Raw genomic sequence first — 12,780 nt, forward strand, 5'->3', positions numbered from 1 at the left:
ACCTTCGCAGCAGAGCCTTCCAGCGGGTTACCGGTAGCATCCCAGCGCCACTGCTCCTGTCCGGGCAGCGTGCCGTCCTGAACAAGCAAACCACCGGGCGCTGTCGTACTGCCAGCGGTACCAGCTAAACGGGTTATCGTCACGCTCTTCCCGTACCAGGTTATTACGGTAGTCATAATCCCAGCGGCGGGACCAGCAGCGCGGCGACGGACGCTGCGCATTGCCAGTGAATACATCCCGGCGATGCAGTCGACCAAGACGGTCGTACTTGCTGCGGGTTGTAAGCAGACCCCGGGGGCGGCGATTCTCAAGGTGGAGTCGTTCGTCGCGGGTATACTGACAATTTATTGAGGGAAAGGGTAAGCGAGGCGCAAAAAACAAGCAAGATACATGCAAAAGGAAAAAAATGATATTGTCAAAAATGGCTACGTGATGAACTAATTGTTTAACATTTTTTTTTTGAATCAAAAAATCCACACCAAGGCGTGGATTTTCATTCAGAGATAAACTCCCTCTTCTAATGAGTTTTCAATAAACGTTGCTTTTGTAAAGGAAATTAGAACATCTGAACCTTGCTTTTTAAATTTAACTTTGTAACTACCAGGTTCTAAAATAATAAACTCACCAGAAATAGCATCTGAGTCATCAGGCTCAAGATCTCCGCCCGTGACATCCTCCCCCGCCCCAATGAAAACCTTTCCAGAAGGTACGTTTAAAAATAGTGCTCCAACATACTCGTCAACATTATTTTTTATATGAATTTTATAGGTGCCATCCTCTCCAAGATTGAGAAATAATACATTCCCTTTATTTATTTCTTCAATTTCATCTTCTGGAAGACTCCACCAATCTGCATCATTATCAATTCTATGTTTTAATGACATCAAATCATAAATAACTAATGTGGCAGTATTCGTCTGGACATGAATGGATTTATTCATTTTACCCCCTATTGAAATATTATTTCTCTGATGGCATCCCCAGCTGAAATCCCGCCTTTCTACCTGTATTTTCCAGGAACTACCGACACTTTTATTAATTGTTTCATTCAGCATTTATACTCTTTATACGGGCGAATCTTCAACAATTAAATTAACAGATGATCAGCATTTTACTTACTTAGATCAGGAGCTGAGCCGAACATCTTTTCAAAGCACGCAGAAACAGCTTGCCTTATCATTTTTTTAAGGGCATTTGATCTTAATACGCTGGGCCAGTTCGAGTTAACGCATTACGCTTCATATCAAAGGAATAAAACCAATCATACCAGCCATTCTCTTGTACTGCATAACTACAGACGACAACCACTTCCTTTGATAGATCGAATGTTAAGTAATAGAAAATAGCGCCTTCAGGAGGTGCAGACGACAACAGTTTTTCGCCCTGAGCATTGAAAATTGTCAAAACGGTTGGTAATGGCTTTGGTTCGCTTAACGCAAAGACTAATTGGCGTGTTGAATCTATCATTGCATAGTCTAAAAATGGTATAGTAATCAGTTGGTTAATTTCACCACACGTCCATTCAAGCAGATCATTTTCTTTAATACAATTAAGATTTTCAATCATAGGTAAACCTAAAATTTCAATGTTTGATCTGTTTTAAGTCACCTTCAAAAAACCCCACAAGATATAGACGGTACCGGGCTGACTGAACTTCTTTATACGTAAAAACAGTTGAAAAGTATTTTAAACAGTTTTGACATGTGTTTTTCGAAACATACAATTGGCTTTCATCATAGCTATATTTATTATCTTCACTAAGATACTTCACACCTCTCATTTTCTTAACAAGAAAGCATTTTACCTCTTCGGTGAGCGAGTCAAAACCATATGAATTTACTATGAAATATATTATTACACCTTCGCATTCAGGGCATGCTAGTTCCTTTCCATACTCTATGAAATCATTGTCAATGCCATCTAGGGCTAATAACTTCTTTTTCAGTCGATTTGTTATTTTCATTTTGTCTAAACCTTTAACTCCATTAATAGACAGGTTAGGTGATAAGCAAATGGGGGGGTTATTAATTGAAACTTCATTTAGTCAAACATTCCATTCGATATAAATTCTACAGTCGAAGCTTTTTTCATTAGACTGTACAACAATTCTTCCCCATTCATGATCCCAGTGAATTCCATATGGAGGATTGTTAATTTCAAGCTTAGGGTTTGAGGTTATTTCATTCTCAACCTATTTTTCGTTTGAATACTAATTGGTCCTAAAAGGTAGTTACTATTTCTGAGAAATAACAAACTCATGACCAAAGATGGTAATTGTTAATTAAAGGGAAAAATACGTTGCATTTTTAGTTTTTAACTAGAACTTTATGGCTTGCTACAGAATTTCATAAAAATAGACTTCACAGCAGCAGAATTAAATAAGTCGCAAACTTATTAATTATTCTTTAAGGAAGACTCTCTTCGGTTACCAACCCCTCAACAAAGTGGGAAAATGAATTTGTCAGATATCTTTGAAGTTTTATATGATTCTCTTGCATAGTCAAATCTTTATCAAAAGAATCTGTGGCAAAATATACAATTGAATAATTATCTAAATTCAGACAAAAGAAATTCCCTCCCCAATCATTTGCGAAAGGAAGCAGGTTCCTGGGAATCACTTCCCTATCCAACATGCTAATATAGCAACCGTCAATTAAAGATCTAGGATCATCATTTATCTGAGTATTATAAACAAACGGTTTAAACCCTGCCACCTCTACTGGCTCAAAACCTTCATCACCGTCCCACCAACTTTTCTCAGGAGTGCCACCATTAAATTGCAGATAATGTGAAACGAAATCATCAGGAAGGCTAATAGATAATTTACTTGCCGTTTTATAGATATCTGCAAGTCCAATCTTTTTTTCACATTTTTTGAAGTTATTCATGCGATTATAAAGTAGTAATCATACTCCGTAAGCAATTATATGGAACATATTTATTCAAGCCATCTTAAAAAGGTAAATAGCGATGTACTCATGTTCCTTTGCGCAAATAAAATTCAATGTATTTTATAGGTCTATCCTGAAACGCACGCTCTTTGCCATAGTTATAAGCATCGTTAAAATATTTATACGCTTCCTCAAATTGATTCAGCTCATAACAGACCATGCCGAGATCGATTAAGGGTGCAGTGTCTATATCCGATCCACATGTCCGTAATGTCGTCTCACCCCATGTCTTTGCCTCAGCATAATCCGCCAGATCAAAATACGCGCTGTACATGCATGCAGAGATCCAGTTGGCAATTTCCCATTCGAGCTTCGGCTCAGGAAGAGCTTGCCAGGCTTTGTGGTATTGCTCTAACGCCTCAGTATATTTTTTATCATCATGAAACTCATTTCCTTTTTCTATAAAAGATGTAACTCTTTTTTCATCAAATTTATCGTAACCGATTTTCATGTGTTTATTGATGGTGAATCGCAAAGAAACCTCCTAACCAATATAAAAGCTGACATGACCCATAAATACTTTTTGAATAAAGAAGCTCTCTAAAAAATGTGATTTTTAATATTAAAAAATAAAAACTTAACCAAAAAAGAATTGCTTAAACCCTTTTGCCTCAGCATCCTTTAGTTTGCTTTTAAGCATAAAATCGATATCTTCCAGAAAATCCTCTCTGAAATTAAAATCATCATCTGTACCATCACCATCATATTTACTTTGCTCTATCTCAATGGCAGAACAAAAAACATCCAAAAAGTCAGCTAAGGAACCGGAAATGATAAAGTTTCGTTTTTGAATACTACCATAAACAGGGGATGTTATATTTCGGGTGTCACAAAAAAGAACGTCTCCATTTCTGTCAGCAAAGATTATATACTCATCGTGCCAGGCCGTATCATTTTGAACTCGCCAACCTGATAATATTTCATTGAGATCTTGAGACTCAACAATTTGTATAAAGAAAGTACCATAAAATGTTGGATGGTCATTTAAAATCAAATGGCTATAAAAAATCGAATTTCGCCATTTAAATTCACAGGGAGAGAACTTTCATTTTCTTCTGCTGTAAAGTCTATCTCTCCCATATTTAAATCATTCGTTTTGAATTTGATAACAAAGTCTTGAATAGTATTTTTTATATACATCATTCCTCTTTAAGAGTTAACATTATTGATTACTCGTAAAACTACTATGATCTATAGTTGAAAAATGGACTCATCATCCAAAGAAGTTTTTCGCGCCATTAAAAAAGAAAAATAAAGAATCAGTAATGGCACGACACCATTCAATATTAAGGTAGTTTATTGCCCTTTCTCTTACGATTTGAGTTTATTTCGTAGAAATAATCTTCACAGAAAACGTCTAAAGCATTTTCCAGTTGAACAAGTTTAAAACCCCGGAAGCCTTTACTTTCAATAACTTCCTTAACCTCTTTTTTAATAATGATAAACCCTCCTAATAATGTGTCGCTAAACGAAAAAATATCATATTCAATCGCATCATTCTTTAATTCAATTTTAAAAGGTATGATATCTCCGAATTTATCATCTTCAAGAATAGATTTTTCTTCATCTATAACATCCACGCTGGGAAAATATACATATTTAAAATCATCTCGAAGAACTTGTCCATTCCCAATCGAAACTGGTGTTATATCTCGGTCAAAAATAACATTGTGCTTATAATTTTCTAGAATTGAAAATAAAGACTTGTCCATCAAGTGCCCAAAGTCTTTTTTATAATAGTCAAATTTCAAAGCCCCAACATTTTTATTGCACAACAAATAAATACGATCTGGACATGCATCGTCTGTTATTCGATAAGGGAAGGAAAATGCAGAGCCTTCTATTTCCCAGTTTTCATCGATCTGTAATCTTTCATCAACCATGCCCTGTAAATTTCTTGGCATGAGTGATGATTCAAAGTCATTCATGATCACATAATAGGACATTAATTCATTCCCCTGCATTTTGTTGTGGTAATATGACCCATCCAAATTTTATTCTTCATATCAATCTGGGTCCGCCTTATAGCTATCCTCGCCCTTTTAGCATCTAATATCCCAGAATTATATCGTTGCTCAACACGAGCAATTCGCTGGCGGACAATACCACTATAGTTATGATGATTACTGCTATGGAAAACACCCATTCCTTTCCCTGCATCTTGTTTCATTGCTGTTGCGCTGCCTGGCAAATAAATACCATTAAATGCAGAGTCCATGTCTTTACCGATGCCAATATTATTGAAGAATGATCGGTTCTCTTTCCACACCTCAGCGGGTATAACATGGTAAGCAGAGAGTCGATCTCCAACTTTGCCAGACATATCTTTAACTAATATACCGCTATTAAATAACCCCCACGGATCCACCCAYCCCAGCGCATTMGGCGCATACTGGTAAAGGTTTATCCCCCCCGCCAGCCCTATCGGGTCCTGCTGCGTAAACCGCCCGCAGTCCGKGTCATAATACCGGAACAGATTGTAGTGCAGCCCTGTCTCACGGTCCAGGTATTGCCCCTGCATCCGCAGGTTCTGAGAATATCCTGATACCTGCKTCTCGCTTTCCCGCAGCAGCTTGCCCCAGRCGCTGTTCACCCCTTCCCAGCGCACCTGCCCTWCGMTATCCGTCATCCGCTCCGGCGTGCCGTTCGGCTGACAGTGGAAMCAGAAGATCTCCGGTGCTTCCACGCCGTCAATGCGCGCCAGCGGGTCCTAGCTGTCCTGATCGCTGTAGACGTAGGTGAGCGGCACATCCCCGTGCACCTCCTGCAGCAGACGGAACCCTTCCCAGACAAACCGGGTGCTGACCGGCTTGCCGGTTGGCTGTCCGCCCAGCATCTGGCGTCGYGTTTTGCTGATGCGTCGCCCGAGTGGATCGTAGCGGAAGCTGACCTGCGTCTGCGGTTTGTTGCGGTCCCGCGGCTGGCTGATGACTTCCGTCAGACGGTGCTCACCATCGTAGCGGTAGTGCCAGCGGGTCTGGCCGTTATCTTTCTCCACGGTGCGGCCGTGGATGTCATAACGCCAGCGAATGCCGTTCAGCTGCGTCAGGCGGTTGTGCGTGACCTTCTCAGCAGATCCTTCCAGCGGGTTACCGGCAGCATCCCAGCGCCACTGCTCCTGGCCGGGCAGCGTGCCGTCCTGAATCAGCAGACGCCCGGCGCTGTCGTACTGCCAGCGGTACCAGCTGAACGGGTTATCGTCCCGCTCTTCCCGYACCAKGTTATTRCGGTAGTCATAATCCCAGCGGCGGGACCAGCRGCGCGGCGACGGRCGCTGCGCATTGCCRGTRAAKACRTCCCGGCGATGCAGTCGMCCRAGRCGGTCGTACTCACTRCGGGTGGTCAGCAGCCCCTGAGTGCGGCTGGTCTCCCGGTGGAGTTCATCGCGGGTAAAATCGGAGACCGACAGCTTATCGAGAGCAATGCTGAGCAGATGCCCGATGCCGTAGTAAAACTGCTTCAGCTCGCGGCCATCGGGCAGCGTGACGGAGGTGCGGTTGCCGAGAGCATCATACTCCCATGTCAGCTCACCGTGCTCGCCCACTTCACGCGTGACACGCCCCAGGGCGTCATACTCAAAGGCAAGTTCCTGTTCTGCCTCTGCACTCCAGGCGTCAACGGAAAGTGCCGGATGAAGTCCAATACGACTCAGCAAACCTGACGGTGTGTAGTGATAACGGGTCTGCCCTTCCGGCGTGGTGCGGGCAACCAGCTGGCCACTCGCGCTCCAGGCGAAGGCATGGGTGATGGCTTCCGGATGACCGGCGGCAAACGTGCGCGCTATCGTTCGCCCGCAGGCATCATAGCGATACTGCGAGGCAACGCCATCGAGCCCCACCTCTTCCAGCAGCAGCGAGTCCGCGCCCCAGCGGAACTGGTACGCTTCGCCGTTTTCATTTTCCAGGGCAATCAGTCGCCCGCGGCTGTCCCAGCGGCGACGGACCTCTTCACCCTGAGTATTACGCGTAGCGGTTAATCGTCCTGCCTCGTCGTATTTAAACTCACTTTCTTTGCCATCAGCGCCCGCATGCGTCACCGGCAGGCCGCGTTCGTTCCATGCAAGTAACTCTGTCCAGCCTTCCGGTCGATCGAGTTGCACCGGACGCCCTGCGGCATCGTAGCGATAGCGCGTCTCTTCGCCGTCAGCGCCGATCTCAGTCGTTAACCAGCCCAGCGGATGATAGGTATAGCGGGTTATACGTCCTGAACAGTCTGTGGCACGAATGACCTGCCCGGCCTCGTTGTACTCCTGGTAGCGACTGTTTCCCGCGGCATCAACTTCTTCAACGACCTGACCAAACTCGTCCCGGCGCAGCAATGTTGTCTGCCCCATCGGGTCTACCACACGCTTCAGCCCGTGATGCTCGTCGTACCAGAAACGGGTCGCACTGCCGTCAGCTTCAATGATGGCTGACGGCAGCGCGCGGTGTTCCAGCCAGGTGGTGGTGCGGGTATTGCCGTCGGCGTCGATTTCCTGCACCCGGTTGCCCATTTCGTCGTAGACAAAGGTGACGGCGTTACCGAGCGGATCGATGCGACGGGTCAGAAGTTCGTTGTCATCCCACTCATAGCGCCAGTTTTCACCGCGCTCGTCAACGTAGCGGACAATCAGATTCTGGGCATTCCAGTAGTGGCGGCGCGTCTGACCATCGTAGTGTTCGACGGTCGTCAGCCCGGCGGCTAAATCGTAGGTGAAGCGGCAGCCGTCGCCGGTGCTGGTGCGGTTTTCCACAACGCGCCAGTGGTCAAATTTTTGCCAGCGGTATTCGCTCTCCAGCCCGCCTGGCAGGCGGTGCCAGACCATCAGGCCGTGGTCGTTATAGCGGTATTCACGCGTTACTACGCCAGAGGCATCCGTCACATTCGCCAGCTGGCCACGCGCATCGTAACCCCACTGCATCAGCGGCCAGGTACGGTTGCCGTCAAAATGGCTGGCAGAGGTGGCGCGCTGTGGGAAACGCTCATCTTCATAGCGCAGGGTGACATCAATCGCCCGTGGCTCATCGTGAAGATTGACCAGCCTGCCGTGTTCATCCCACTCCGTCAGCAGCGCGTTACCGTATTCGTCGCTGAGGGAGGCCAGACGCAGGATGGTGGGATTCGCCCGGGTCGGTTTATACAGACGCCATACCGCGCCGTCATCGTCGGCAATCGCCACGTCGCCGCTCTCATTGCGGCGGATGATGATGCCTTCGCTGATGCTGTAAAACGCGCGATCGACGGGCGGCAGCTCAAAGCTTAGCTCACGGCCGGTTTCGTCGAACCAGGTCGCGTTGTTCTCTTCGAGCGTCAGATAGCTGTCAAAGGTTGTCGCCCAACCCAGACCAAACAGCCCTTCACGGGTGGTCAGGCTGTTGTAGCTGCGCTGCCAGCGCAGCGGGAAGCGCCCCGGCAGCGAGAAATCGAGTTCATCGTCATCATTCAGCACCTTCACGCCGGTTGCAGCATGTACCGGGTGCGAGGAGCCAAACACAGCATTAACGGCCATATCGGCCAGCATGCCACCGCCGGCTGCCGCCAGTGCACAGGGCATATTTTTCAGGATTTTACCCGGACGTCCGCGCAGCAGGGAGAGCGCAATCATCCCCAGCGCCAGACCCGGCGTTTTACCGCTTTTGATATCGCGGACCGTGAGCGTGTCCCCGCCGATGATCACATTCGGGGAGACATCGTCGGAAACGGTGCCTTCGCAGGTGGTGCGATCTTTTGCACGTACCGCGGGCTGCCCGTTAATGAAGACGCTTTTAGAGCCTTCCGCCAGATACTGCGGCCCGGAGTGCTTTTCGCACGCCACTTTATCCTCTTCAAGGGGCGACGTGCCTGCGGCGGCGGACGCCACGCTCGGCTGCCACATCTCGCTGCCAAACTGTCCAGCGGCGGAAAGCAGCATGCCGGCATAATCGGCAAAGCTGCCCGGAGACTGTGGTTCAGGTGACGGTGTGTCGGCGGGCGTCAGCGTCCCGGCCGCTCGTGCAGCGGGAATCGCGTTCGTCAGAACGTTATCAGACCCGGTGGTAATTTTGCCCGCTGGTGACGGCGGGAACAGCGCGTTGCCTAAGCCTTCGGCGGCGTTGCTGATATCGTCAGTTATACCTGCCACGTTTGCCAGTACGCCGCCAATGATCCCACTTAACAGACAGCTGGATCCAATCGCCGCCACGCCCGCGGCGGCAGCACCCGCCCCCAGCAGCGGAGCAGCAACGGTTGCCGCCGCGCCCACGGCAGCGCCGATAACGGCATAGGCCGCACCTTCCGCCACAATACTGGTGATATCCGCAAAAATGCTGGAGTGAATGATCTCGTCGCCCTGACGGGCCGCGTTGTTATCGCTCATGCCTTACACATTCCGGTTGTCGTTTAGCGTCAGACTCTGCTTAAGCGCGCTCCAGCACCCCTCATCCTCTGCGGTGAATGCTCTGAGCGCCGAGAGGGTAAAAATCATCAACACCGGCTTGTCCGGCGTTTGTACGGCCAGCTGTTTTTGCCAAATGCGCTGTCCGTTACTGTCAAAGGTCGTCTCGACTTCCAGCGCGTTAATTTTTCCGTCAGGCCCGACCTTTATGCTCTGGAATGCGCTTTGGGCAATCTCGCCCATCTGCGGACGTAGTAGTTCCCACTGGCGGTGAAACTCTTTCTCATAGTCGCTGCCATCCGGAATAACGCCGCGACTGACCACCACGGACAACCCGCTTTCGTCGTCGCGAATAATGTTCATACTGTTATCCTGCCAGGCAGCAGGAAAAAGGGAGAAGGAACCTTCCTGGAGGGTGTATTTCATAAGTGAACTCGGGATGATTAATAGTGTGAGAAATAAAAGGGGCCAATCCATGCTGGCCTTTGGGCTGGCGAATGCATTATTTAAGCCACTGACCTGACTGTTCAACTAACACATGGCTGCCTTTGCTCACGACCAATTTCACGGGTGAGTAAGTCACGGTGTAAGCGATCTCGCCATTCTTATAGGTAGAGCCAATTATTTTACCTGCAGGATCGTGCAACGTTTTCCCCTTAAGGGAGATCGTACTATTATCACTTTTGCGCACGCCGAGATAATACATCTGGTCACATTCACTAGTAAAACGCCCGCATTTATTGACCAGAGAAATAGCGAACTTTTCAGTATTGAGTTTTCGGGTTTCAACAGTCTGAGCCGAAGCAGCTTTCTGTAACGTATAACGCTGCGGAGCATAATAATTTCCTTTTTGAGGAGGAGTAACTAAACGCCATTCAATTTCACTCCCCTTAATTTCCAGAACAGCCCGTCCGCCTATACCGCCAAACGATGAGTTGAACTCAACATTGGCACGATTGCCCGCGATCGTACCGCTAAGATTACGCTCATCATCTTCCGGGCAATCAATGCGGTTTCCTCTTTGAGAAATATAGCAATAAGATCCGGAGATACGGCCACCTGATTCAGCTAACCGCAGAGTTAACGTCGAGTCGTTCGCGTACCCGCCTGACCATACTCCGCCAAATGCGGGACCAGATTGGCTTATCGTTTCAAAATGCAGTGTGCCAAATCTTGCAGCCCATTTTTTAATATCGCCGTTAATATCCTGGCGATGTTCAGAAGACTGATAATGAATAACGTCAGACTCGGGTATGACCCAGGCAGCGTAGATTTTGCCATCTGGTTCGATAACCAAAGCAGAGGCGTTTTCCAGATAAAGATCTTTTAGCCAGCCTTCAATCAACAATCCTCCGTCAGCCGTGGGATGCGGTTCACCAAATACATCAAAATTGTTGATAAACGTCTGGTAATCGCTTCCCAGGGCCTCTCTGAGGAGGTCTGTCACTTCGCTATCGTTAACGATGCAACTGACCGTATTGAGCTTATTGTATTGTGATAACTGTAGCGCAGTTGCAGTTTCAGCTGCATCTGCCAAGAAAGCGGTGAGCAATACGGCTGCCAGATATTTCCTTTTCATAAATTACTCTGGATTTCCATTGTCGTAATTCATTGTTATCTTAACAATTTTACTGTCTTTGATCTCAAAAGAGAGGACCTTTTTACCCAACTCATAGGTAATCCATTGTTCTCCGGCATCCTTTGCGACCTGACCGTCACCGTATGCTGTGTTCAAGTCCGTTCTCGTTGAACCAACATGGACACCACGCGGCGTTGCGGCATCTGTAGCAGTCAGCGTGATCTGCGACACGATATAATCATCAACGCTTCGTTCCGCTTTATCCCACCAGAGATTGGAACTGAAAATGTCTAACCCAGACTTTTGATGCTGGAAGAATTTATAGTTAGCTCCGTCAAAAGGAACCTCACCGGTAAAACTGCCTTCCACTGGCACGTCAATTCTGCGCGCAACGTCAGGAGTCCATCTTTCACCCAATTCGACAGGCTGGCTTTTTATCTGCACAGAAAAATCGTGATTTGTCAGAACGGGCGGTATAACTTGAGCCAATACCGCACTGCTGCACAGACAGGTAAGCATCAGAACAAAAAAAAGATATGTCGGAGTCTGTTTTTTCACGTTAATCGTCATTTTCTCAATCTAAATTACGCTTCTCACCGATGTGGGAAACCGCGAGTCATGGAAGCTGTTTTCTTAGTCAGCGCTAATAACAACAGAGCTCAGACAGTCAGGTTTTTTTACGGTGAAACTGAAACTCACTTTTTGTCCATTCATATCTTTTGGTGCTGTATAACTGGTCACTTCATTCTCCGAGCGGCCTCGGGGATAATCAGTTAACGTCAGTTGTGGGTAATGCTTTTTAACGGTTTGAAGTGTGATGCACTGGCCTGATGGTGAAAAATTCAGTAAGGGAGCCATGCCATCATTTTCTTTGCTTACTCGTAAATCAATGGTAGTAATGCTCGTACCCTCCAAAAGCTTGAAATCATCAGCATGGTAGAAGTTCATATAAGCATTATTTTTCATGTAGTTAAAATGCAACGGCATGTCATTTAGACTCGTAACGGATAACGTTTTGAGTGAGGCGCTCATTTGTGAAATGAACGCCCAGAGATCCTTTTTCTCTGAATTTCCCTCAGCCATTCCCGTCGTTAATAATGCAATAAGCACTGCTACGACCTTACTCACCTTTAGTCGTAAATTTCTCCTGAACTGCCGCATCAATATCCCCTTTATGCCCGGAACCCGGCGCCGTTGTGCCCGGTTGTGTGCCAGACGTATTCAGGTGCAGCTTACCGCCGGTGGTGATATGACCATCCCCTTCAACGAAGAAATTAAACTCTTTGCCGATGAGGTTAATCTTGCCGTTAGCGTTCAGCTCAATTGCGCTTTCACCAGAGACCAGCCGTAGCTTCGTACCAGAAGCAATGACATATTGCTCCACCGCCGCATCCAGCTTGCCTTTGCCCGTCAGGATCTCTGTTCCGCCTTTCACCGCCTGGATCTGATTCGCTTCCACCCGATGCAGCTCATTTTTCTTCACATAATGGCTGCGCTCGCCACCGACGCTGTGCGTTTCATCGTTCTTAATGCTGGTGTCCATGTTGCGCTCGGCCTGGATCCACACCTGCTCTGCACCCGCCTTGTCCTCAAAGCGCAGGGCATTGGCATTATCCACGGAGCCATCCTTCGTGCGGCTCATAAAGCCCATCTGCGTGGCCGCCGCCGGCAGCGCCCACGGCGGCATGCTTGCTTCGTTATACACCCGCCCGGTGATAATCGGACGGTCCGGGTCACCGTTGATAAAGTCCACCACCACCTCATCGCCGACCCGCGGAATTTGCACCCCGCCGTACCCCTGACCCGCCCAGGCGCTCGACACACGCACCCAGCAGGAGCTGGTGTCATCCCCCTTCGCCAGACGGTCCCAGTGGAATTTCACCTTCACGCGGCCATAT

12 protein-coding genes and 2 pseudogenes are annotated in these 12,780 nt (G+C 47.5%); all 14 read right to left on the reverse strand.

The genetic code is table 11. The annotated features are described in order from the left end of the window. Nucleotides 1-336, reverse strand: a pseudogene (locus tag JTA15_RS21760) (RHS repeat protein); the annotation flags it as partial. Between the two features lie 161 nt (nt 337-497). Then, a complete protein-coding gene (locus tag JTA15_RS08435) occupies nt 498-941 on the reverse strand; it encodes a DUF6386 family protein (RefSeq protein ID WP_020882315.1) in 444 nt (147 codons plus the stop codon). A 259-nt stretch (nt 942-1,200) separates the two neighbouring features. Then, nucleotides 1,201-1,566 carry a hypothetical protein gene (locus JTA15_RS08440; protein WP_148576319.1) on the reverse strand — a complete coding sequence of 122 codons (366 nt, stop codon included), beginning with the start codon at nt 1,564-1,566 and terminating at the stop codon, nt 1,201-1,203. A 16-nt stretch (nt 1,567-1,582) separates the two neighbouring features. Next, nucleotides 1,583-1,963, reverse strand: coding sequence for a hypothetical protein (locus JTA15_RS08445; protein ID WP_219373107.1), 381 nt, complete (start codon nt 1,961-1,963; stop codon nt 1,583-1,585). A gap of 442 nt (nt 1,964-2,405) precedes the next feature. Beyond that, nucleotides 2,406-2,888 (reverse strand): SMI1/KNR4 family protein, encoded by a 483-nt coding sequence (locus JTA15_RS08450; RefSeq protein ID WP_219373108.1) that lies wholly within the window; start codon nt 2,886-2,888, stop codon nt 2,406-2,408. Between the two features lie 88 nt (nt 2,889-2,976). Then, nucleotides 2,977-3,402: a hypothetical protein gene (locus tag JTA15_RS08455; RefSeq protein ID WP_063934445.1), complete on the reverse strand. Its 426-nt coding sequence runs from the start codon at nt 3,400-3,402 to the stop codon at nt 2,977-2,979. A gap of 126 nt (nt 3,403-3,528) precedes the next feature. Then, nucleotides 3,529-3,945 (reverse strand): hypothetical protein, encoded by a 417-nt coding sequence (locus JTA15_RS08460; RefSeq protein ID WP_255580185.1) that lies wholly within the window; start codon nt 3,943-3,945, stop codon nt 3,529-3,531. A 292-nt stretch (nt 3,946-4,237) separates the two neighbouring features. Then, a complete protein-coding gene (locus tag JTA15_RS08465; protein ID WP_219373109.1) occupies nt 4,238-4,897 on the reverse strand; it encodes an Imm43 family immunity protein in 660 nt (219 codons plus the stop codon). Further along, nucleotides 4,897-9,285 (reverse strand): annotated as a pseudogene (locus JTA15_RS08470) (DUF6531 domain-containing protein). Before JTA15_RS08470 ends, JTA15_RS08465 begins: the two are co-directional and overlap by 1 nt. 3 nt (nt 9,286-9,288) lie before the next feature. Then, the gene (locus JTA15_RS08475; protein ID WP_219373110.1) at nt 9,289-9,729 is read right to left on the reverse strand and encodes a DcrB-related protein; all 441 of its coding nucleotides are present in this window, start codon (nt 9,727-9,729) and stop codon (nt 9,289-9,291) included. A 76-nt stretch (nt 9,730-9,805) separates the two neighbouring features. After that, the gene (locus JTA15_RS08480; RefSeq protein ID WP_219373111.1) at nt 9,806-10,882 is read right to left on the reverse strand and encodes a hypothetical protein; all 1,077 of its coding nucleotides are present in this window, start codon (nt 10,880-10,882) and stop codon (nt 9,806-9,808) included. 3 nt (nt 10,883-10,885) lie between these two features. Further along, nucleotides 10,886-11,440, reverse strand: a complete 555-nt coding sequence (locus JTA15_RS08485) for a hypothetical protein (RefSeq protein WP_229216804.1) — start codon at nt 11,438-11,440, stop codon at nt 10,886-10,888. A 75-nt stretch (nt 11,441-11,515) separates the two neighbouring features. After that, entirely contained in the window at nt 11,516-11,992 is a 477-nt protein-coding gene (locus tag JTA15_RS08490) for a hypothetical protein (RefSeq protein ID WP_223862605.1), read from the reverse strand. A 10-nt stretch (nt 11,993-12,002) separates the two neighbouring features. After that, the coding region (gene tssI, locus JTA15_RS21765; RefSeq protein WP_255580187.1) for a type VI secretion system tip protein TssI/VgrG at nt 12,003-12,780 on the reverse strand (778 nt) is incomplete at its 5' end.

The organism is Enterobacter sp. BIDMC 29 (assembly GCF_019378755.1).
Classification (GTDB): Bacteria; Pseudomonadota; Gammaproteobacteria; order Enterobacterales; family Enterobacteriaceae; genus Enterobacter; species Enterobacter ludwigii.

Coding starts and splice junctions, on each gene's coding strand:
- JTA15_RS08445 (WP_219373107.1), bottom strand. CDS start 1,963: ATGAAAATAACAAATCGACTGAAAAAGAAGTTATTAGCCCTAGATGGC.
- JTA15_RS08480 (WP_219373111.1), bottom strand. CDS start 10,882: ATGAAAAGGAAATATCTGGCAGCCGTATTGCTCACCGCTTTCTTGGCA.
- JTA15_RS08465 (WP_219373109.1), bottom strand. CDS start 4,897: ATGTCCTATTATGTGATCATGAATGACTTTGAATCATCACTCATGCCA.
- JTA15_RS08455 (WP_063934445.1), bottom strand. CDS start 3,402: ATGAAAATCGGTTACGATAAATTTGATGAAAAAAGAGTTACATCTTTT.
- JTA15_RS08435 (WP_020882315.1), bottom strand. CDS start 941: ATGAATAAATCCATTCATGTCCAGACGAATACTGCCACATTAGTTATT.
- JTA15_RS08450 (WP_219373108.1), bottom strand. CDS start 2,888: ATGAATAACTTCAAAAAATGTGAAAAAAAGATTGGACTTGCAGATATC.
- JTA15_RS08440 (WP_148576319.1), bottom strand. CDS start 1,566: ATGATTGAAAATCTTAATTGTATTAAAGAAAATGATCTGCTTGAATGG.
- JTA15_RS08475 (WP_219373110.1), bottom strand. CDS start 9,729: ATGAAATACACCCTCCAGGAAGGTTCCTTCTCCCTTTTTCCTGCTGCC.